The sequence below is a fragment of the Mycobacterium interjectum genome, assembly GCF_900078675.2.
Lineage (GTDB): Bacteria > Actinomycetota > Actinomycetes > Mycobacteriales > Mycobacteriaceae > Mycobacterium > Mycobacterium interjectum.
This window is the reverse complement of the sequence record NZ_LT546237.1, coordinates 816,262-837,215: the sequence shown is the minus strand read 5'-3', so window position 1 is coordinate 837,215 and position 20,954 is coordinate 816,262. Positions and strand designations below refer to the sequence as shown.

General features: G+C 69.0%; 15 protein-coding genes and 2 pseudogenes. 10 read left to right on the top strand and 7 right to left on the bottom strand.

The window, feature by feature from the left end:
- The first annotated feature begins 25 nt into the window (after positions 1 to 25).
- Positions 26 to 1,096 (top strand): GGDEF domain-containing protein, encoded by a 1,071-nt coding sequence (locus BN4348_RS38340; RefSeq protein WP_066911273.1) that lies wholly within the window; start codon positions 26 to 28, stop codon positions 1,094 to 1,096.
- Between the two features lie 33 nt (positions 1,097 to 1,129).
- Here BN4348_RS38340 and BN4348_RS38335 read toward each other — a convergent pair whose 3' ends face one another.
- The gene (locus BN4348_RS38335) at positions 1,130 to 1,846 is read right to left on the bottom strand and encodes a hypothetical protein (protein WP_066911270.1); all 717 of its coding nucleotides are present in this window, start codon (positions 1,844 to 1,846) and stop codon (positions 1,130 to 1,132) included.
- Positions 1,847 to 2,807: 961 nt separating this feature from the next.
- Between BN4348_RS38335 and BN4348_RS38325 the strand changes: the two genes are divergently transcribed.
- Positions 2,808 to 3,041 carry a hypothetical protein gene (locus BN4348_RS38325; protein ID WP_066911267.1) on the top strand — a complete coding sequence of 78 codons (234 nt, stop codon included), beginning with the start codon at positions 2,808 to 2,810 and terminating at the stop codon, positions 3,039 to 3,041.
- A 1-nt stretch (position 3,042) separates the two neighbouring features.
- Positions 3,043 to 4,239 carry a winged helix DNA-binding domain-containing protein gene (locus BN4348_RS38320; RefSeq protein WP_066911264.1) on the top strand — a complete coding sequence of 399 codons (1,197 nt, stop codon included), beginning with the start codon at positions 3,043 to 3,045 and terminating at the stop codon, positions 4,237 to 4,239.
- 61 nt (positions 4,240 to 4,300) lie between these two features.
- Here BN4348_RS38320 and uvrA read toward each other — a convergent pair whose 3' ends face one another.
- Entirely contained in the window at positions 4,301 to 7,204 is a 2,904-nt protein-coding gene (gene uvrA, locus BN4348_RS38315; RefSeq protein WP_066911261.1) for an excinuclease ABC subunit UvrA, read from the bottom strand.
- A gap of 111 nt (positions 7,205 to 7,315) precedes the next feature.
- On the opposite strand from uvrA, the gene BN4348_RS38310 reads away from it, so the two are divergent.
- Together BN4348_RS38310 and BN4348_RS59935 are read left to right on the top strand one after the other, a co-directional pair.
- A complete protein-coding gene (locus BN4348_RS38310; RefSeq protein WP_066911258.1) occupies positions 7,316 to 8,011 on the top strand; it encodes an MBL fold metallo-hydrolase in 696 nt (231 codons plus the stop codon).
- A 10-nt stretch (positions 8,012 to 8,021) separates the two neighbouring features.
- Positions 8,022 to 8,384, top strand: coding sequence for a VOC family protein (locus tag BN4348_RS59935; protein ID WP_066911255.1), 363 nt, complete (start codon positions 8,022 to 8,024; stop codon positions 8,382 to 8,384).
- A gap of 96 nt (positions 8,385 to 8,480) precedes the next feature.
- Here BN4348_RS59935 and BN4348_RS38300 read toward each other — a convergent pair whose 3' ends face one another.
- Complete coding sequence (locus BN4348_RS38300) at positions 8,481 to 8,924, bottom strand: universal stress protein (protein ID WP_066911252.1); 444 nt, start codon at positions 8,922 to 8,924, stop codon at positions 8,481 to 8,483.
- 301 nt (positions 8,925 to 9,225) lie between these two features.
- Between BN4348_RS38300 and BN4348_RS38295 the strand changes: the two genes are divergently transcribed.
- Both BN4348_RS38295 and BN4348_RS38290 read left to right on the top strand, forming a co-directional pair.
- A complete protein-coding gene (locus tag BN4348_RS38295; protein WP_407937898.1) occupies positions 9,226 to 10,803 on the top strand; it encodes a mannosyltransferase in 1,578 nt (525 codons plus the stop codon).
- Positions 10,804 to 10,842: 39 nt separating this feature from the next.
- Positions 10,843 to 11,562 carry an MgtC/SapB family protein gene (locus BN4348_RS38290; protein WP_066911249.1) on the top strand — a complete coding sequence of 240 codons (720 nt, stop codon included), beginning with the start codon at positions 10,843 to 10,845 and terminating at the stop codon, positions 11,560 to 11,562.
- A 1-nt stretch (position 11,563) separates the two neighbouring features.
- On the opposite strand, the gene BN4348_RS38285 is transcribed toward BN4348_RS38290, so the two are convergent.
- From BN4348_RS38285 to BN4348_RS38270, 4 genes and pseudogenes are all read right to left on the bottom strand, one after another.
- On the bottom strand, positions 11,564 to 12,961 hold the full coding sequence (locus BN4348_RS38285) for an MFS transporter (protein WP_066911246.1): 1,398 nt from the start codon (positions 12,959 to 12,961) through the stop codon (positions 11,564 to 11,566).
- Entirely contained in the window at positions 12,958 to 15,126 is a 2,169-nt protein-coding gene (uvrB, locus tag BN4348_RS38280) for an excinuclease ABC subunit UvrB (protein ID WP_066911243.1), read from the bottom strand. The genes BN4348_RS38285 and uvrB overlap by 4 nt, the downstream gene beginning before the upstream one ends.
- A gap of 139 nt (positions 15,127 to 15,265) precedes the next feature.
- Positions 15,266 to 15,976, bottom strand: a pseudogene (locus BN4348_RS38275) (Rv2253/PknI dimerization domain-containing protein); the annotation flags it as partial.
- Between the two features lie 376 nt (positions 15,977 to 16,352).
- A pseudogene (locus BN4348_RS38270) lies at positions 16,353 to 17,375 on the bottom strand (serine/threonine-protein kinase); the annotation flags it as partial.
- Positions 17,376 to 17,764: 389 nt separating this feature from the next.
- On the opposite strand from BN4348_RS38270, the gene BN4348_RS38265 reads away from it, so the two are divergent.
- The 3 genes from BN4348_RS38265 to BN4348_RS38255 all read left to right on the top strand — a co-directional run bounded on the left by BN4348_RS38265 (position 17,765) and on the right by BN4348_RS38255 (position 20,880).
- Complete coding sequence (locus BN4348_RS38265) at positions 17,765 to 19,897, top strand: ATP-binding cassette domain-containing protein (RefSeq protein ID WP_407937897.1); 2,133 nt, start codon at positions 17,765 to 17,767, stop codon at positions 19,895 to 19,897.
- A gap of 85 nt (positions 19,898 to 19,982) precedes the next feature.
- Positions 19,983 to 20,423: a DUF402 domain-containing protein gene (locus tag BN4348_RS38260; RefSeq protein ID WP_066911240.1), complete on the top strand. Its 441-nt coding sequence runs from the start codon at positions 19,983 to 19,985 to the stop codon at positions 20,421 to 20,423.
- A gap of 58 nt (positions 20,424 to 20,481) precedes the next feature.
- Positions 20,482 to 20,880 (top strand): DNA polymerase ligase N-terminal domain-containing protein, encoded by a 399-nt coding sequence (locus BN4348_RS38255; protein WP_066911237.1) that lies wholly within the window; start codon positions 20,482 to 20,484, stop codon positions 20,878 to 20,880.
- Positions 20,881 to 20,954 lie beyond the last annotated feature (74 nt).

Sequence of the window (20,954 nt, the reverse complement as noted above, 5' to 3'; positions counted from 1 at the left end):
GGTGTCTCGAGAGGTTCGCTGACTGATGTCTCGGCTGAAGGCGTGGTGGAAAGAACCCGACCAGTACGACTGGACGACGAGATTCCTGCGACAGCGCGGGATGCTGCGTTCGGCACGAACCATCATGGCCGTCATCGCCGGTTCGTCGGCACTCGTGCCGCTCACCGTGTTGCCTAGCCAACACCACCCCAGCGCCGTCGAGGTGATTACCGGCGGACTTGCCGCCACGTTCACCGCCGGCGTGACCTTGTTATGGCTGACGCGCTGGCCTACCCGCCGGCAGTCGCAAATTGGCGTCGCGGTGGGCGCGTTGTGCGTCGGCGGGTGGAGCGTCGTCCAGCCTACCGCGGCCCTCGCCGCCCTGGCTTGTACGGCCATGGCCATCACGGGCAGCTATATCGCGCTGTTCCACGGCCCCAGGCTTCTGGTGTTCAATGGCGTCGTCGCCGTTGGGGTCACCACCGTGGCGGTGCTGAGGCTGACCCAAGAGGCCAACGTGGCCAGCGCGGCCTCCGCGTTCTGGCTCAACATTTTCCTCAATCTGTGGTTGCCCTTGGGGATTTGGGGTATCTCACGGGCCATGGGAACGTATGCTCTTCGCTCCCAAGAGGATTCCCTCACGGGCCTGCTAAACAGGCGGGCGTTCACCGAGGCGGTCAGCAGCTGCTTGACGGACCCGCCGCAGGGGCACACCCACCTTGCAGTGGTGATGGTCGACCTCGACAACTTCAAACGCATCAACGACACCCTCGGCCATTCGGCGGGTGACCGCGCCCTGCGGGAAGTGGCCGACCTGCTGAGCGCGCGCACCCCTTCCGACGCGGTCATCTGCCGCGCCGGAGGGGAGGAATTCTTGATCGCGCTGACCTCCGACACACCGGACGTGTCACCGCTGGCCACGGAGTTTTGCACCGCACTTGCTGAGCTCTCCCCCGAGATAACCGCCAGCATCGGCACCGCCAGCGCCGAACTGCGCCTACTCACCGGACGCGACGTTGCGTGGCTCGTCGACGAGCTGATCATCATCGCCGACACCGCGATGTATGCCGCCAAACACCGGGGCGGAAACCAGGCCCACCACGGGGTGCGGACTTAGCGCCCGGCGATGACGAGCAGTGCCTGGTTTCTCCTAAGCCGAAGCGCGACGAAGGATGACCGCGTCCTCGGCGCACATCAGCTTGAACTGATCGGGCTCGGCATGCGTGGCAATGGTCCGGCGATCCCACCACATGACTTTGGTTCGGTAGTTGTCGTTCGGATAGGCGGCCGCCGGTATCCGCGAGGCCACCACGCCCCCGGATGATTGCCACTGTTCCAAGACGTGGGCCGCCGCGGTGGCCATCACGAACTGGACACCCATCAGCGTCATCGTCGGTAGCGCGGTGCGCGCCAACACCCTGGAAAGGGCGCGGCTCCCGTACTCCTGGGAATTGGCCCAGGCGCTTTTGACCTCGACGACACCGAACGGGATGCGGTTGGCGATCATGTAACGCAGCACGGCAACGCCGGGGTTGCCGTCCCACTCCTCGAGCGCGTGTGAGTCCTCGGGCGCCCGCAGCGGCCCCACGACGCGCGTCCCGCCGACGACCCGGCCTTCCCGGTCGGTCGCAGCGAAGAAAAGCGCCGTGTCGGCGCCGTCCCGAACCGCGTCGATGTCGAGTACCCATTCCAGTCCGTGCCGCCGATAGCTCTGAAATGCGCCGTCGAGGTATTGCTCCCACAGCTCAGGCTGCGCCTGCGGCGTCGACGCAGTGACCCGGCATCCTGTCGCGTCATCCCGCCATCCCCAACTGCCCTCCAGCCAAGGGCCATCGGTCGCCCTACGCGCCAGCTGAGCCGCTTCCATAGTTGTCCCTTCATTCCCGATCTGTGCTGCTCGGACCATTTGTGCAAACGCTCTTGAAGTATTTCGTTATCTCAGCGCAATAAATTACCGCCGCAATTGCGCGATGGATCCCCGCTTGTAGTGACGACATCGCCGCTTTAGCCGTGGTCATTGTCCACATTCCTGAACTGCTGTAACGAATATTTGCCTGTAACGGTACAGCGGCGTTCCCCGCGTCGCGGACCAGGTGATCGCCGCGCGGGCTGCATTTCGGTTAACCGCGTGTGCACGCGTCCGCGTGGCTGGGTACGAACGGGACAATTAGGCCTGTTCGAGGCCCCTCGGCCCCTTCTCACTTAGATGATTTAACCGGACGAAGCGGGCTGCTTCTAGTTCCAATTTTTTCCCGTGGCGGCAGCCGGGCGCTGCGGAGTTAGCTGGTTTCTGACCGCGCGCATCGACTCCGGCGACCACAAATCGGCGAAGTCGTCACGGCGGGCCCCCGAAGACAACGAATTTCGGCCGGCGCAATTATCAAGAGATGTTTACGCCCCCGCCCGAATCGATTGTGCGGCAGGCGCCCCAGACTTCGCCAAAACCCGCGGCCGGGGCGCAGACTCGAACTGACCCTGGTGCCGGTGTGGACGCGGCGCTGGAGCCATGCGGCGTTGGTCGCGCTGTGGTTCGCCGCCAACCCGTTCGACTTCAGCAAGCCGGCGCACCAACGCGCCTGGTCAGCCAGGGCGATGCTGGGCGAGGAACTATGGATCAGCCGTCGACCGCGGGACGCGGCCGTGCTCGTCAGCGCGGTGACATCCGCGGCTGCGCTGGGCGCCATCGTCGCCGCCCGGCGTCATCGCGGCGCCGGCGTCATCGCCGCATGCCGGCGGCGGCCGCGATCGCGGTGCAGATGGCCCTCACCCTGGTGTATTGGCAGCAGATGGTGCGCTATTTCGATCGCCGGGCGCAGTAGCGTGACGGAATGCCCGACGAACCAACGACTCCCGACCCCGGGTACGACGCGGCCGGCGTGCCGACCTTCGAATCCATCCGGGAGAAGATCGAGTCCCGCTACGCGACGGCGCAGGGTGCGGGCGAGCTCGACGCCGATACGGCGGAGGGCCGTTCGGTCGAAGAGCAGTACCAGGAGCGCGAGCGCGCGGCGGCGGAGCGGTTGAGGCAGATCCGGAAGTCGATGCGCTCCGACGAGCGTTGAGGTGCGCACATTCACCATCGACGAGCGGCGTAACCGCCTGGTGCGCAGGCATTTCCTTTCCGCTGGCGGCCCACCGCCGCTGACCCGGGTGATCGCCGGGCTCGTCGGGCTGCATGCGACCGACCCCGCCACCCCGTACCTGTCGCTGTGGGCGCGCTCCCCGGGTTTCCTGACCGCCGACCTCGAGCTGCAGCTGTACCAGAACCGGGCCGCGGTCAGGCAGCTGGCGATGCGACGGACGCTGTGGCTGGTCAGCAGCGACGACCTGCCCATGATCCAGTCGGCGTCCAGCGCGCGGGTCGCCGAGAACGAACGGCGCCGGCTGGCCGCCGACGTGCGCAAGGCCGGGGTGGCCGCCGACGGCGAGCGCTGGCTCGACCGCGCCTGCTCGGCGGTGTTGCGCCATCTCAGTGACAGCGGGCCGGCCAGCAGCACCGAACTGCGGGCCGCGCTGCCCGAGCTGGCCGGGAGCTACGACCCGGCTCCCGGAAAGCGCTGGGGCGGGCAGGTTCCGCTCGCCCCGCGGGTCCTCACGGTGCTCTCGGCGCGGGGCGAGATCGTGCGGGGGCCCAATGACGGGGCGTGGACCACGTCGCGGCCGCGCTGGGCTAGGACCGGGGACTGGCTCGGCAAGCCCGTGCAGGCCCCGCCCCTACCCGCCGCGCAGGCCGACCTGACCCGCCGTTGGTTGGCGGCCTTCGGGCCCGCCACCGCCGCCGACATCAAGTGGTGGCTCGGCACCACGCTGACGGCGGCCCGGAAGGCCCTGAGCGATATCGGGGCGGTCGAAGTCGAGCTGCAGGGCGGCCCCGGCGGCACCGGCTGGGCGTTGCCCGACGACCTGGAACCCGAGCCCGAGGCGCCCCCGTGGTGCGCCTTGCTGCCCGGGCTGGACGCCACCACCATGGGCTGGTTTGCGCGCGATTGGTATCTCGGGGACCATCGCGACCGGGTGTTCGACCGCACCGGCAATGCGGGGCCCACCGCCTGGTGGAACGGACGCGTGGTGGGCGGCTGGTATCAAGACGACGGCGCCCGCGTCCGGCTGCAGCTCCTCGAGGATCCCGGTCGGGACGGACGGCGCGCGCTGCGGCGCCGCGCCGACGAGCTCACCTCGTGGCTGGACGGCGTGCGCATCAGCCCCCGCTTCCCGTCGCCGCTGTCGAAAAGCGGTGCCGCCGCGGGCCGCGAAATATAAACGGTTGCAACGTTTTTCGGCGTGTCGTGTGCGACGTTTATGTGTCGCGATGCGCCTCGGCTCAGGCGGTGACTTTGCGGCGGCGGGTCCCCCGCCGCGGCACCTCGGCCCGGCCCACCACCTCGGCGAGGAACTTGCCCGTGTAGCTTTCGGGCACCGCGGCGACGTCCTCGGGAGTGCCCTGGGCGACAACGGTGCCGCCCTCGGCGCCACCCTCCGGGCCCATGTCGACGATCCAGTCCGACGTCTTGATGACGTCCAGGTTGTGTTCGATGACGATGACCGTATTGCCTTTGTCGACGAGGCCGTTGATGACCTTGAGCAGCTTGCGGATGTCGTCGAAATGCAGCCCGGTGGTGGGCTCGTCGAGGATGTAGATGGTGCGCCCGGTCGAGCGCTTCTGCAGTTCGGCGGCCAGCTTGACGCGCTGCGCCTCACCGCCGGACAGCGTCGGGGCGGGCTGGCCGAGCCGGACGTAGCCCAGCCCGACGTCCACCAGCGTGCGCAGGTAGCGGTGGATGCCGGTGATCGGCTCGAAGAACTCCGCCGCCTCCTCGATCGACATGTCGAGCACCTCGGAGATGGTCTTGCCCTTGTAGTGCACTTCTAGGGTTTCCCGGTTGTACCGGGCGCCGTGGCAGACCTCGCACGGCACGTACACGTCGGGCAGGAAGTTCATCTCGATCTTGATGGTGCCGTCGCCCGTGCACGCCTCGCAGCGACCGCCCTTGACGTTGAACGAGAATCGGCCCGGTTGATAGCCGCGGACCTTGGCTTCGGTGGTGGCGGCGAACAGCGTGCGGATCTTGTCGAACACCCCGGTGTAGGTGGCCGGGTTGGACCGCGGCGTGCGCCCGATCGGCGACTGGTCGACCCGCACCAGCTTGTCCAGGTGGTCCAAGCCGGTGACCCGGGTGTGCCGGCCGGGGACCTGCCGGGCGCCGTTGAGCCGGTTGGCCAGCACCGTGGCCAGGATGTCGTTGACCAGCGTCGACTTGCCGGAGCCGGACACACCGGTCACCGAGGTGAGGACCCCGAGCGGGAAAGAGACGTCGATGCCGCGCAGGTTGTGCTCGCGGGCGCCGACGACGGTGACCTGGCGGCGGCGGTCGACGGGCCGGCGGATCGCGGGGATCTCGATGCTCTCCTTGCCCGACAGGTAGGCGCCGGTGATCGAGTCCTTGTTGGCCAGCAGGTCGGCGTAGGTTCCGCTGTGCACGATCTCGCCGCCGTGCTCGCCGGCCCGCGGGCCGATGTCGACGATCCAGTCGGCGTGGGCGATGGTGTCCTCGTCGTGCTCGACGACGATCAGCGTGTTCCCCAAATCCCTTAAGCGGGTGAGGGTTTCGATGAGCCGACGGTTGTCGCGCTGGTGCAGCCCGATGGACGGTTCGTCGAGCACGTAGAGCACGCCCACCAGGCCGGACCCGATCTGGGTGGCCAGCCGGATGCGTTGGGCCTCACCACCGGACAGCGTGGCCGCCGCGCGCGACAGCGACAGGTAGTCCAGCCCGACGTCGAGCAAAAAGCCCAGCCGCGACTGGATTTCCTTGAGCACCTGGCCGGCGATCGCCTGCTCGCGCGTCCCCAGGGTGAGCGCGTTCAGGAAGTCCGAGCAGTCGGAGATGGACAGCTCGCACACCTCGGCGATGGACTTTTTGCCGCGGCCCCCGGCGGACAGCGAGACCGCCAGGATCTCTGGCTTGAGCCGGGTGCCCTCGCAGACCGGGCAGGGGACGTCGCGCATGAAGCCCTCGTAGCGCTCCTTCATCTGCTCGGACTCGGTCTGCGCCATCTTGCGCTGCAGGAACGCCAGCACGCCCTCGAAATCGGCGTAGTACGAGCGGGTGCGGCCGTACCGGTTGCGGTACCGCACGTGCACCTGGTGATCGGAGCCCTCCAGGATCGCCTTGCGGGCCTTGGCCGGCAGTTTGCGCCATGGCGTGTCGACGTTGAAGCCCAGCTCGTCGCCGAGCCCGGCCATCATGCGGGTGAAGTATTCCGCGGTGTGGCCGGTCGACCACGGCGCCACCGCGCCCTCGGCCAGCGTGCGCTCCGGGTCGGGCACCACCAGGTCGGGGTCGACCTCCTTACGGATGCCCAGGCCGGTGCACTCCGGGCAGGCGCCGTAGGGCGAGTTGAACGAAAAGGACCGCGGCTCGAGGTCGTCGACCGCCAGCGCGTGCCCGTTGGGGCAGGCGAGCTTCTCGGAGAACCGCTGCTCCCGGTTGTGGGCGTCGTGATCGTGGTCGACGAATTCCAGCACCACGATGCCGTCGGCCAGGTTCAACGCGGTCTCCACCGAGTCGGTGAGCCGCTGCTTGGCGCTGGCCTTGACGGTGAGGCGGTCGACCACCACCTCGATGTCGTGCTTTTCCTGCTTCTTCAGCTTGGGCGGATCGGTCAGCGAATGCACCACGCCGTCGACCCGCACCCGGCTGTAGCCCTGGGCGTTGAGCTTCTCGAACAGGTCGGCGAACTCGCCCTTGCGGGTGCGCACCACCGGGGCGAGCACCTGGAAACGGGTGCCCTCCGGCATTGCCAGCACTTGGTCGACGATTTGCTGCGGCGTCTGGCGGGCGATCCGCTCGCCGCAGACCGGGCAGTGCGGGGTGCCCGCGCGCGCGTACAGCAGCCGCAGGTAGTCGTACACCTCGGTGATGGTCCCGACGGTCGACCGCGGGTTGCGGTTGGTCGACTTCTGGTCGATCGACACCGCCGGGGACAGACCCTCGATGAAGTCGACGTCGGGCTTGTCCATCTGCCCCAGGAACTGGCGGGCGTAGGCCGACAGCGACTCGACGTAGCGGCGCTGCCCCTCGGCGAAGATGGTGTCGAACGCCAGCGACGACTTGCCCGATCCGGACAGCCCGGTGAAGACGATCAACGCGTCCCGCGGCAGGTCGAGGTCGACGCCGCGCAAATTGTGTTCGCGGGCGCCCTTGACGATGAGGCGGTCAGCCACGCTGCCCTCTTTCGGTGAAACTCTTGCGTGCTGCAGCGGATATCGCGCACGGCGCATTCCATGCTATGTGCCCGTACCGACAAGCAACGTTTGACCAGTAACGTGGCCGCTATGACGGCCGAGAATATGCCCGCTGGAGAGTTGGCCAACTACACCGGACACGTCGACCCTGGTACCGCGGCCCGCCGGACCCTACCCGGCGCCACGATTCTAAAGGCGTCGGTGGGCCCGATGGACAACAATGCCTATCTGGTCACGTGCGCGGAGACCGGGGAAACGCTGCTGATCGACGCCGCCAACGACGCCGACCTCCTGATCGACCTGATCCGGCGCTATGCGCCGAGGCTGTCGCTGATCGTGACCAGCCACCAGCACTTCGATCACTGGCAGGCGCTGGAGGCCGTCGCCGCCGCCACCGGCGCCCCGACCGCCGCCAACGCGATCGATGCCGAACCGTTGCCGGTCAAGCCGGAGCGTTTGCTCGCCGGCGGCGACACCCTGCACATTGGCAAGCTCAAGTTCGACGTCATCCACCTGCGCGGGCACACCCCGGGATCGATCGCGCTGGCCCTCGACGGGCCCGCGACCGGCGGGGTCACGCAGCTGTTCACCGGCGACTGCCTGTTCCCGGGCGGGGTCGGCAAGACGTGGCAGGCGGGGGATTTCGCCCAGCTGCTCGACGACGTCACCACCCGGGTGTTCGACGTGTACGACGACTCCACCGTCATCTACCCCGGCCACGGCGACGACACGGTGCTGGGCGCAGAACGTCCCCACCTGCGCGAATGGCGCGAGCGAGGCTGGTAGGGGGATCACCGTGGAGTCGCTGGTCGGCCGCATCTCGGGTGTGTCCTATCTGCATATACCGGCCCATGACGTCGTCGAATCCGCCGCGTTTTACCGCGACGTATTCGGCTGGCAACTACGCGGCGAACCGGACCGGCCCAGCTTCAGCGACGGGACGGGCCACGTGATCGGGCGCTGGGTCACCGATCAAGCAGTCGCCGGCGCCGACGGGTTGCGGGCCTACATCTATGTCACCGACGTCGACGACACACTCAAGACCGTCACCGCCCACGGGGGCCGGGTGGTCACGCCGCCCTATCCGGAGGGCACCCTGCGCGTCGCACTCTTCGCCGACCCCGCCGGCAACGTCGTCGGCATCTGGCAGCAAACGTGATCGGCAAGACGATCCCGGGGTGACAGCCTAAAGGCGCTGGCGGCGATGGCGCCGCCCCTATCGATGGGCGCTCAGTCCCCCCACGCCACCATCGACCTAGTTCGTGGTGTGCACGATCAGCACGTCCACCTTGGCGCGGCGTGAGACGTTGGCCGGCACCGATCCGAGCAGCCGGCCGGCGATCGTGCTCAGGCCGACGTTGCCGACGACCAGCAGGTCGGCCTTTTCGTCCTCGGCCAGCTTGACCAGCGCGTCGACCGGGGCGCCGACGACCGAGCGCTCCTCCACGTTCTTGGCTCCCGCTTTGTGCGCGCGCTCCTTCGCGTCCTGCAGGATCGCGTAAATCGGGGCGGTGCCCGACACCTTGTAGCTTTCGTCCCTCAGAGCGTCGGCGGCCCGGGTGTCCTCGTGCTGCGGCAGGTACGCAGACGCAATGATCAGCTTGGCGTCGTCCCCGGCAATCTGCGCCGCCTTGTCCACCGCACGAAACGATGAATCCGAGCCGTCCGTCCCGACCACCACGGTCCGATAGGCACTCATTTACCCTCCCAGTTTCGGTTGGTCCGCCAACCCAAGACAGTATCGTGTTTGCCGGAAAAAGAGGGATCTGATTAATGGGTCAGCGCGGCGTGGCGCGACCGGCTATTGCGGGGCCACGCTGCGCCGACGAACAGTTTGCCCGGAGCCGAAACCGCCGAGTGACCACGGCAAAGCGGAAAGCCTTGCATTCCGGACCTTTTCGCGGCACGCGGCGCCGCACCGTGAATGCGCCGCTCCGGCACGGCGGCCTGATCGTGAGCCGGTTCATCCGGTGCGCCCTACAGTGACAAGCATCATGGCCATGTCCACCGCTGAGCAGCGGGCCTCCGACGCCCCCGGCGTCGCTGACCGGCCCGAGCCCGCGCGACCGCGCGGCAGGTTGCTCGATCCGTGCGCGATCGCGCTGCTCGCCGCCGTCATCAGCGCCGCCTGGGCCTGCCGGCCGTCGCTGTGGTTCGACGAGGGCGCCACGATTTCGGCTTCGGCCAGCCGGACCCTGCCCGAGCTGTGGAAGCTGCTGGGCCACATCGACGCCGTTCACGGGCTGTATTACCTGCTCATGCACGGTTGGTTCGCGATATTTCCGCCGACCGAATTCTGGTCGCGGGCGCCCAGCGCACTGGCGATCGGGGCCGCCGCCGCCGGCGTCACGGTGTTCACCAAGCAGTTCGTCCCCGGGCGCGCCACGGCGGTGTGCGCGGGCGCCGTCTTCGCGATCCTGCCGCGCACCACCTGGGCGGGCATGGAAGCGCGGTCGTACGCCTTCGCGGCCGCCGCGGCCATCTGGCTGACCGTGTTGCTGGTCACCGCCGTCCGGCGCAACACGGCGCGTCTGTGGGTGTCCTACGCGACGGCGCTGGCGGTCTCGATCGTGCTGAGCCTCAACCTGGTCCTGCTGGTGGCGGTGTACGCCGCGGCCCTGCCGGCGCTGGCGCCGAAGGGATCCCGCAAGTCCGCGGTGATCCGGTGGGCCGTCAGCTCGGCGGTCGCCGTGGCCGCGGTGACGCCGTTCATCGTCTTCGCCCACGGCCAGGTGTACCAGGTCAACTGGATTTTTCCGGTCAGCTGGCACTACGCGTTCGACATCATTCTGCGGCAGTACTTCGACCACAGCGTTCCGTTCGCCATTCTCACGGGCGTCCTCCTCGTGGCGGCGGCGGCGGCCCGGTTCAGGGGCGCGCGCGGTCCGGCGGGCGACACCCGCCGCCTGTTGATCGTGTGCGCCGCGTGGATCGTCCTCCCCACCGCCCTCGTCGTCGTCTACTCGGCGGCCATCGAACCGATTTACTTCCCGCGCTATCTGATCCTCACCGCGCCCGCGGCGGCCGTCGTCATGGCCGTCTGCATCGTGACGATCGCCCGCCGGCCGTGGCCGATGGCGGCCGTGGTGCTGCTGTTCGCCGCGGCCGCGCTGCCCAATTACCTGTTCATCCAGCGCTGGCCCTATGCCAAGGAGGGCTGGGATTACAGCCAGGTGGCCGACCTGATCAGCTCCCACGCATCGCCCGGGGACTGTCTGATCGTGGACAACACCGTGCCCTGGCGGCCGGGGCCGATCCGCGCCCTGCTGGCCACCCGGCCGGCGGCCTTCAAGTCGCTGATCGACGTCGAGCGCGGCGCCTACGGACCCAAGGTCGGCTGGCTGTGGGACGGACACGTCGCGGTGTGGCTGACGACGGCCAAGATCAACAAGTGCACGACCATCTGGACCATCACCAATCGGGACACGTCGCTGCCCGATCACCAGGCCGGACCAGCGCTGCCGCCGGGAGCCGCCTTCGGGCGCGCCCCGGCCTATCGATTCCCCAGCTACCTGGGGTTCCGCATCGTCGAGCGTTGGCAATTCCACTACTCGCAGGTGGTCAAGTCGACGCGATGACGGGGGCATAGAAACGCCGGCTGTGGGTAGTTGACGGTCATGCAGATTTGGCTGTCGGCCCCGCTGCTGGGTGGCGACGTGCAGGGCGCGCGACACTTCGTCGAGCTGGTGGCCGCGTTCGGGTTGACGGCGCTGATCGGCATGGAACGAACCATCCAGGGCAAGAGCGCCGGGCTGCGGACCCAGACCATCGTCGGCACTTCGGCGGCGCTGATCATGCTGGTCAGCAAGTACGGCTTCGGCGATGTGTTGCACCCCGGGTCCATCGTGCTCGACCCCTCCCGCGTCGCGGCCCAAATCGTATCGGGCATAGGCTTTTTGGGCGCCGGAATCATCATCACTCGGCGCGGGGCGGTGCACGGGCTCACCACCGCGGCGGCGGTGTGGGAATCGGCCGCGATCGGCATGGCGGCGGGCGCCGGGCTGTTGCTGCTCGCCAGCGCCGTGGTGGCCCTGCACTTCGTCAGCGCGCTCGCCTTCCACGCCGTGGAGCGCCAGCTCACGGCCACGCTGCGCGGGACCCGCCGGCTCACCATCATCTACGAGAACGGCCGCGGAGTGCTTCGGGAGTTGCTGCGGATCTGCGGGCAGCGTAACTGGCAGCTCACCGAGCTCGACGCCGACGCGCGCGACATCGACAACGGCGAGGTCAGGGTGACTATGACCCTGTCGGGCGCCAAGATGGGCAGCGCGACAGAGGTTTTCGCCGATGTCGACGGGGTTGTCGCCGTCCTGCGCGGCGGGGAGGAGCCGGACTGAGTCACCGGTTGCCGCGGGTGGCGGCGTAGGAAGCCACCACACCCACCGCGGTCAATGCGGTGAACACGGCGAACAACCAGCGGGCCGCCATCGCGTCACCACCCTGGGTCGTGTTGACCACGACGCCGGCCACTCCTGCGCCGAAGGCCCCGGAGACGAGCTGCACCGTGTTGATCGCCGCGGCCGCCGCGACCCCCTCGGTGGGATCGTTGACGGAATCCATGGCGCGCACCGACAAATGGGGCCAGGCCATCCCGATCCCGATTCCGGCCACCAGCAACGCGAGCGCCCAGACCGCGACCACCCCGGCCGACGCGTTGTCACGCTGGGTGAGCGCACCCAGCGCCAGGCCCGACGCCACCACCACCGGGGCGACCGCGATCACCCGACCGATCGCCCGCGGGCTCTCCAGCGAGGCGCTGACGATCTCGGAGACGGTCCAGCCGACCGCCAGCGCCGCACCCAGGAACCCGGCCGCCACCGGCGTCAGATGCGCCAATCGCTGACCGAACAGCGGCACATACGTGTCCACCATCGCCCCGACCATCAACAGGCCCATGGTCAGGTAGATCCACTTCAAGGGTCCGGGCCCGAAGACGCTGGGCGGCAACACCGCGGCGCGCATCCGGCGGTCGACGATCGCGAACAGTCCGGCCAGCACGACGCCGGCCGCGAGCAGCCCGGCGGTCGCGACGATGTTGTGCGGGATCTGGGCGACGCTGACCGCCAGCGCCGCCGCGCCGATCAGCACCAGCGACCACCCCGGCACCCTCAGCACCGGCGTCTCGGCGCCCGGGCCGACCCGGCCCGCGGGCAGCGCGACCGGCACCAGCATCGCCATCAGCGCCGTCAGGATCGCCATCGCGACGAACGCCCACCGCCACAACCCGAACTGCGCGAACAGGCCGCCCGTCGCGGGCCCGACCACCGTCGCGACGCCCCACATCGCCGATACCAGCGCGGAGGCCCTGGTCCACAGCGAGCGCGGCAGCGCCGCGTTGATCACCGCGTAGCCGAGGCCGGCCAGCAGCCCGCCGGCCACGCCCTGCAGGGCGCGCGCGGCGATCAACACCTCGATGTTGGGGGCGGCCCCGCAGGCCAGGCTGGAGACACCGAACACGGCCAGCCCCATCAGGTATGACGGCCGCGCCCCGACGCGCACCAGCATCGGGTTGACCATGGTCGCCGCCACCACCGAACCGACCAGGTACAGCGTGGTCACCCAGGCGTAGAGGCGGCTGCCGCCGATCTCGGCAACGGTGTTGGGCAGCAGGCTGATGGTCAGGAACTCGTTGGTGGCGTACAGCCCGACACCACCGGCCAGCACGACGGACGTGCCCAGGTATCTGGCGCCCAGCAGCTCGCGCCAGCTGCCGGTGAGGTTCGCGGTGTGCGTCACTTCAGGCCGGCGGCGTCCATCCCGCGCAGTTCCTTCTTGAGGTCGGCGATCTCGTCGCGGAACCGCGCCGCGAGCTCGAACTGCAAGTCACGGGCAGCGGCCATCATCTGCGCGGTGAGGTCCTTGATCAGGTCGGCCAGTTCGGCGCGCGGCATGTTCGACGTGTCGCGGCCCTCGAACACACCGGCGCTGACCGCGCGGCCCGGCTCACCCTGGGCGCGGCGGCCGCGGGACATGCTGCGGCCGGAGCCGATTTCGACGGTCTCGGTATCGTCGGCCTCGCGGTAGACCTGGTCGAGGATGTCGGCGATCTTCTTGCGCAGCGGCTGCGGGTCGATGCCGTTGGCCTCGTTGTAGGCGATCTGCTTGGCCCGGCGCCGTTCGGTCTCGTCGATGGCCTCCTTCATCGAGTCGGTCATCGAGTCGGCGTACATGTGCACCTCGCCGGACACGTTTCGGGCGGCGCGGCCGATGGTCTGGATCAGGCTGCGCGTCGACCGCAGGAAGCCCTCCTTGTCGGCGTCGAGGATCGCCACCAGCGACACCTCCGGCAGGTCCAGGCCCTCGCGCAGCAGGTTAATGCCGACCAGCACGTCGTAGTCGCCCAGCCGCAGCTGGCGCAGCAGCTCCACCCGGCGCAGCGTGTCGACCTCGGAGTGCAGGTAACGCACCCGGATGCCCATCTCCAGCAGGTAATCGGTGAGGTCCTCGGCCATCTTCTTGGTCAGCGTCGTCACCAGCACCCGCTGGTCGGCGTCGGCGCGCTTGCGGATCTCGCCGATCAGGTCGTCGATCTGGCCCTTGGTGGGCTTGACCACCACCTTCGGGTCCACCAGCCCGGTGGGCCGGATCACCTGCTCGACGAACTCGCCGCCGGACTGGCCGAGCTCGTACGGGCCGGGCGTCGCCGACAGGTACACCGTCTGACCGATCCGGTCGGCGAACTCCTCCCAGGTGAGCGGGCGGTTGTCGACCGCCGACGGTAACCGGAAGCCGTACTCGACCAGGTTGCGCTTGCGCGACATGTCGCCCTCGTACATGCCGCCGATCTGCGGCACCGTGACGTGCGACTCGTCGATGACCATCAAGAAGTCTTCCGGGAAGTAGTCGAGCAGCGTCGCCGGCGGCGAGCCGGGCCCCCGGCCGTCGATATGGCGGGAGTAGTTCTCGATGCCCGAGCAGAATCCGACCTGGCGCATCATCTCGATGTCGTAGTTGGTGCGCATGCGCAGCCGCTGGGCCTCCAAAAGCTTGCCCTGGCTCTCGAATTCGGCGAGCCGCTCGGCGAGCTCCTCCTCGATGGTGGAGATCGCGTGGGCCATCCACTCGGGGCCGGCCACGTAGTGGGTGGCGGGGAAGATCCGCAGCGAGTCGACCTGGCGGATCACCTCGCCGGTCAGCGGGTGCAGGTAGTACAGCGCCTCGACCTCGTCGCCGAAGAACTCGATGCGGACCGCGAGCTCCTCGTAGGACGGGATGATCTCCACGGTGTCGCCGCGCACCCGGAACGAGCCGCGGGTGAAGGACAGGTCGTTGCGGGTGTACTGGACGTCGACCAGCAGCCGCAGCAACCCGTCCCGCGGCACCTCGCTGCCGACCCGCACCTCGACGGAGCGGTCCAGGTAGGACTGCGGGGTGCCCAGGCCGTAGATGCACGACACCGAGGCCACCACCACCACATCGCGGCGCGACAGCAACGACGACGTCGCGGAGTGCCGCAGCCGCTCCACGTCGTCGTTGATCGAGCTGTCCTTCTCGATGTAGGTGTCGGTCTGCGCGATGTAGGCCTCCGGCTGGTAGTAGTCGTAGTACGACACGAAGTACTCGACGGCGTTGTGCGGCAACATCTCTCGCAGCTCGTTGGCCAGCTGGGCGGCCAGCGTCTTGTTCGGCGCCATCACCAGGGTGGGGCGCTGCAGCCGCTCGATGAGCCAGGCCGTGGTGGCCGACTTCCCGGTGCCGGTGGCGCCGAGCAGCACCACGTCACGCTCCCCCGCCCGGATCCGGCGCTCCAGCTCGTCGATGGCCGCGGGCTGGTCGCCGGCCGGGGCGTGCGGGCTGACGACCTCGAAGCGGCCGCCGGCGCGCACCAACCCGGCCACCTCTTCGGCGGCTGGGCGGTATTCCGAATGCGCGACTACGGGGTGTTCAGTGGCAAAGGCCATGTCACCAGGGTAGAGGCCGGCACCGACAAGGACTTGCCGCGAGCGTGCGCAGAATGCCAACCCACGCGGCGTGTCGCCGTGCGAACACGCACGCTCGCGAGCGGGGGGTGCCCCGTGCCCCCACCTCGCGCGACCTGGCCTACGCCGAGGGGCGCGTCCAGGTGCGCGTCACCGGATCGCACTGCAGCAGGTGGCCGTCGTTGGAGGTGGTCATGGCGAACACCGAAGTGCTCGGCCGGTCGCAGGAGCTGCCCGAGGCGTGCACCCCCATCGTGATGGGAGCCTTGGACCAGGTGTTGCCCTCGCAGACGACCTGCTCGTTGTTGGTGGGGTCGTAGGCGAGCTTGTCGACGTCGCTGCACGCCCCACCGAGGACGGCCGGCGCCGGGCGCGACGGCGTCGCCGTGTTGACGACCTGGGTGGGGTCGGCCACCGGCACGCCCGGCGGCGCGTCACCGACCCGGGTCGCAATGACCGGCACCCGCACCACCGCGCCCTGCGCGCCGCACTCGTTCGACAGAGCGGTTTGCGTCACCGTGCCGCGCAGCGTGCCGTCGGCTTGCGGCGCCAGCGATCCCGCGACGGTTTCCTGCTGGGTGGCCTGCACCTGTCCGTTCGGCTGGGTGCAGCCCGCCCGCTCCTGCTGAAACCCGCCCTGCCAATAGCCGCCGATGAAGCGCAGCGCGTACGTGTGGCCACCGTCGGTGGTGCTGGCCACCTGGTGGTTGGCGTCGTCGAGCTGGGTCCCGGTCGCCGCGCATCCATCGGTGGTGCACACCGAGCGGAATGCCCACCAGCTCGTTGTCGGACCGTCGTGACGGATCGGAATGCCGTTGGTGGTCTGCTTGCTGCGGTCGNTCGATGGCCGCGGGCTGGTCGCCGGCCGGGGCGTGCGGGCTGACGACCTCGAAGCGGCCGCCGGCGCGCACCAACCCGGCCACCTCTTCGGCGGCTGGGCGGTATTCCGAATGCGCGACTACGGGGTGTTCAGTGGCAAAGGCCATGTCACCAGGGTAGAGGCCGGCACCGACAAGGACTTGCCGCGAGCGTGCGCAGAATGCCAACCCACGCGGCGTGTCGCCGTGCGAACACGCACGCTCGCGAGCGGGGGGTGCCCCGTGCCCCCACCTCGCGCGACCTGGCCTACGCCGAGGGGCGCGTCCAGGTGCGCGTCACCGGATCGCACTGCAGCAGGTGGCCGTCGTTGGAGGTGGTCATGGCGAACACCGAAGTGCTCGGCCGGTCGCAGGAGCTGCCCGAGGCGTGCACCCCCATCGTGATGGGAGCCTTGGACCAGGTGTTGCCCTCGCAGACGANGGCCGCCGCGGCGGGGTCGGCACGGCGGATCGGGCGGCGCCCCCGTCGGAGTCGGCCCCCGCGTCGCAGATCCCCTCACCGACGGCGGCGGCGAAGGCGCGGCACCCGTCAAACCGATCCGCGGGTTGCTTGGCAAGGGCCTTGAAGAAGACGTCGTCGAGGTGCGCCAGCTCGGGGCGGTAATCGCTGAGCCGGGGCGGATCCTCGTGCAAATGCTGGCTGATCACCGCGATCGGGTTGGAGTGCTGGAAGGGCGGCGCACCGGTCAGCAGGTGAAAAGCCGTGGCGGCCAACGCGTACTGGTCGGCCCGGCCGTCGATGTTGGAACCCGTCAGCTGTTCGGGCGCGGCGTAGGCCACCGTCCCCACCGCGACGTTCGTCTCGGTGATGCCGCTGATGTTGGCCAGGTGGCGTGCGACGCCGAAGTCCGCCAACAGGATTCGGCGTTCCCCGTACTCGGGGTGGGTGAGCAGGATGTTGGCGGGCTTGACGTCCCGGTGCAGCAGGCCGCGATCGTGTGCGTAGTCGAGGGCGCCCGCGACGGCCTGCACGATCGCGCACACCTCGTCGATCGGCATCCCGTCCTGGTAGCGCTCCTTGACCAGCCGGGCGGCGTCGGTGCCCTCGACGTAGTCCATGGAAATCCAGAGCTGCCCGTCGAATTCGCCGCGATCGTGAACGCCGACGATGTGCGGGTGCCACAGCGTCGCCGCGAGGTCGGCCTCCCGGTTGAACCTTTCGCGGAATTCCTGATCCGCGGTGACCGCCTCGGCGAGGACCTTGATCACGTCGCGCCGCGGCAACCGCGGGTGTAACGCCAGATAGACCTCGGCCATCCCCCCGGCACCCAGCTGGCGCAGGATCGTGTAGCCGGCAAACGGCGCGCCGTTGCTCAGCGCGAGGCGCGACCCGCTGACCTCGGCGGGGGGCACCGATGCGGGGTCGACGTTCGGGGTGGAGCCGACGGGCGGAATGCGGCGAAACAGGTGCGCGACGGTCGCCGAGGGTATCGACTCGAAGCCCGCGCGCAGGGCCTCGCGGGCCAGCCGCGGGTTGTTCAGCAGCCGTCGCCCGACGTCGATGCGCCGGGTCGTCCCCTTAGGTCCGTCCGTCAATGTTTGCCCCTCCTTTAACTCCCCTCACGCTGGATCATGCCGGATCTCGGTGGGCGACGGGTCGCAGCAGGCTATGAATGCGCTATGAGTGGCCGAACCGAAATAAAGACAAATCACAGGCGCGTCCCATGGAGACCACTCCAACCGCGGACCGATACTTGATTATGTGACCCGANCCGCCGCCCGTACGGATCCAGACGTCGGGGATGCCGGCTGCCAAGGGGCCGCTCCGTGGCGCGCCGCCCGACCCGCTGACGGTGGTCAACACCGAGACGGCGGAACGGCCCGATGCGCCGCCGCCCGCCGAGTCCACCGTGATCGACGCCAAGACGGCCGACGTGTCGAACCTGGCCACCCGCTTCGTCAAGCTGCTCTCGCCGCGCATGTCGGCCGCTGCGGGCACGGCCGGCGCCATGACGATCGGCCGCGCGGCCGAAAGCGACATCGTGGTCTACGACGTCCTGGCGTCGCGTCACCACGCGACGCTGCTGCAGACGCCGCTGGGGACCGAGATCCGGGACAACAGCATCAACGGGACGTTCGTCAACGGCACCCGGGTCGGGTCGGCGATCCTGAGCGACGACGACGTCGTCACCATCGGCAACGTCGACCTGGTATTCCGGGACGGCACCCTGGTCCAGCGCGGCGAGGCCGCGACGCGCGGCGGCGGCCTGGAGGTGCGCAACGTCAAGTACGTCGTCGACAACGGCAAGCAACTGCTGGACGACATCTCGCTGACCGCCCGCCCGGGGACGCTGACCGCCGTGATCGGCGGCTCGGGCGCCGGCAAGAGCACGCTGGCCAGGCTGATCGCCGGCTACACCACACCGACGTCGGGCTCGGTGACCTTCGAGGGCCACAACATCCACACCGAGTACGCGTCGTTGCGCAGCCGGATCGGCATGGTGCCCCAGGACGACGTGGTGCACCGCCAGCTCACGGTCAACCAGGCGCTGGGCTACGCCGCCGAACTGCGGCTGCCGCCCGACACCAGCAAGGCCGACCGCGCCAAGGTGGTCGCCCAGGTCCTCGACGAGCTCGACCTGACCAAGCACGCCGACACCCGCGTGGACAAGCTCTCCGGCGGCCAGCGCAAACGAGCCTCGGTCGCGCTCGAGCTGCTGACCGGGCCGTCGCTGCTGATCCTCGACGAACCCACCTCCGGCCTCGATCCGGCGCTGGACCACCAGGTGATGACGATGCTGCGCCAGCTCGCCGACGCCGGGCGCGTGGTGATCGTGGTGACGCACATGCTGTCCTACCTCGACGTGTGCGACCAGCTGCTCCTGGTGGCACCCGGCGGCAAGACCGCCTACTTCGGCCCGCCGGACCACATCGGTGACGCGATGGGCACCACGAACTGGGCCAAGATCTTCACCCAGGTGGGGGCCGACCCCGAGGAGGCCAACCGGCGGTTCCTGGAGCAGCGCGACGCCCAAAAGCGGCCGCAGAAGCTGGTGCCGGACAAGACCGACGAGCCGGGGGCGCTGGGCGAACCCGTGCACACCAGCGTGCGGCGCCAGATTTCGACGGTCGCGCGCCGGCAGGTCCGCCTGGTCGTCGCCGACCGCGCCTACTTCGTCTTCCTGGCGCTGCTGCCGTTCATCCTGGGCTCGCTGTCGCTGACCGTTCCCGGCGGCAACGGGTTCCACGCGCCCGGCCCCAACGCCGGGACACCCGACGAAGCCGCGCAGATACTGGCCCTGCTGCTGCCCGCCGCCGCGTTCATGGGCACCGCTCTGACGATCCGCGACCTGGTCGGCGAGCGCGCCATCTTCCAGCGCGAGCAGGCGGTCGGGCTGTCGACCACCGCCTATCTACTGGCCAAAACCGCGGTGTTCTGCGGGTTCGCGATTCTGCAATCGGCGATCATCACCGCCATCGTGGTGGTCGGCAAGAGCGCCCCGACCCGAGGCGGCGTCCTGCTCGGTCATTCGACCTTCGGCGCCACGGCCGAACTGTTCGTCACCGTCGCGGCGACCTGTGTCGCCTCGGCCATCCTCGGCCTGGCCATCTCGTCGCTGGTCCGGTCCAGCGAGCAGATCATGCCGCTGTTCGTGGTGACGGTGATGGCGCAGCTGGTGCTCTGCGGCGGGATGGTCCCGGTAACGGGCCGGCTCGGGCTCGACCAGCTGTCCTTCGCGATGCCCGCGCGCTGGGGCTACGCCGCGGCGGCGTCGACGGTCGATCTGCGCAACCTGGTGCCCGGTTCGCTGGTGTCCCAGGACCGGTTCTGGCAGCACACCTCGACGGTGTGGCTGCTGGACATCGGCATGTTGGCCGCGCTGTCGTTGTTCTACGCCGGCTTCGTGCGGTACAAGATCCGACTGAGACGCTGAGCGCCGCTAGGGTGGGACCATCCATCCGCCGAAGCACGAGACGTTCGATCTGGTCGACCGCACCAACACCGATCCGAAAGGCATTGTGCGGGCCGTCGACGAGTACGTCGTGCAACCGTGGGGCCTCTACCTGGCCCGTCCCACCCCGGGCCGAGCCCAGTTCCGCTACCTCGAATCGTGGCTGCTGCCGCCACTGGGCCTGCGCGCCACCGTCTTTCACTTCAATCCCGGCCATGAACGCGACCACGACTACTACCTCGATGTGGGCGAATACACACCCGGTCCCCAGGTGTGGCGTTCGGAGGACCACTACCTCGACATCGAGGTCCGCACCGGGGCCGGGTTGACGCTGGCCGACGTCGACGAGCTACTGGACGCGGTACGCCACGGCCTGCTGACTCCCGAGGTCGCCGAGCGGGCGATGCGACGCGCCGTGACCGCCGTCGAAGGCCTGGCCTGCAACGACTATGACCTTTGCGGGTGGCTGAGCACCCGCGGCATGGAGCTGACCTGGCATGGGAGATAGCCGTTTCCGCACCGTTTCCGGGCCGTTTCCCCACCTTACCGGCGGGTATTCCCTGGGGATGCGCTTGAGCTTGACCGACTACCGGCGCAGACGCCGGTCGGGTGGCCGGCCCTGTTTCGTCATCCAGCACGACTCGGCCGGCGGCGACCACTACGACCTTCGCCTGGAGATCGACGGCGTGCTGGTGTGCTGGGCGATACCCAGGGACGGGCGGCTGGCCCGCCGCACCGACGACCAACCGCTGAAGGACGCCGCAAGCGATGTCATCGTGGCCGACAGCGGCACCTACGCCAACGTGACGCAGTACGACATGGCCGAATGCCTTGACTGTGGACATCTTTCGTTTCGGCTGAGCGGCGAGCGGCTGAGCTGCAGCTACTCGCTCACCCGGGTCCGGGAAGGCGACGAAGAGACGTGGCTGCTGATCAGGCGCAAGGAAGAGGACGACTGGTCATGACCGGCCTCGCCGCGCTGCCCGCCTCCGTGTGCGCGGCGCTGCGCGACGAGCCGGTGCCCGACTGGCGGGCCCCG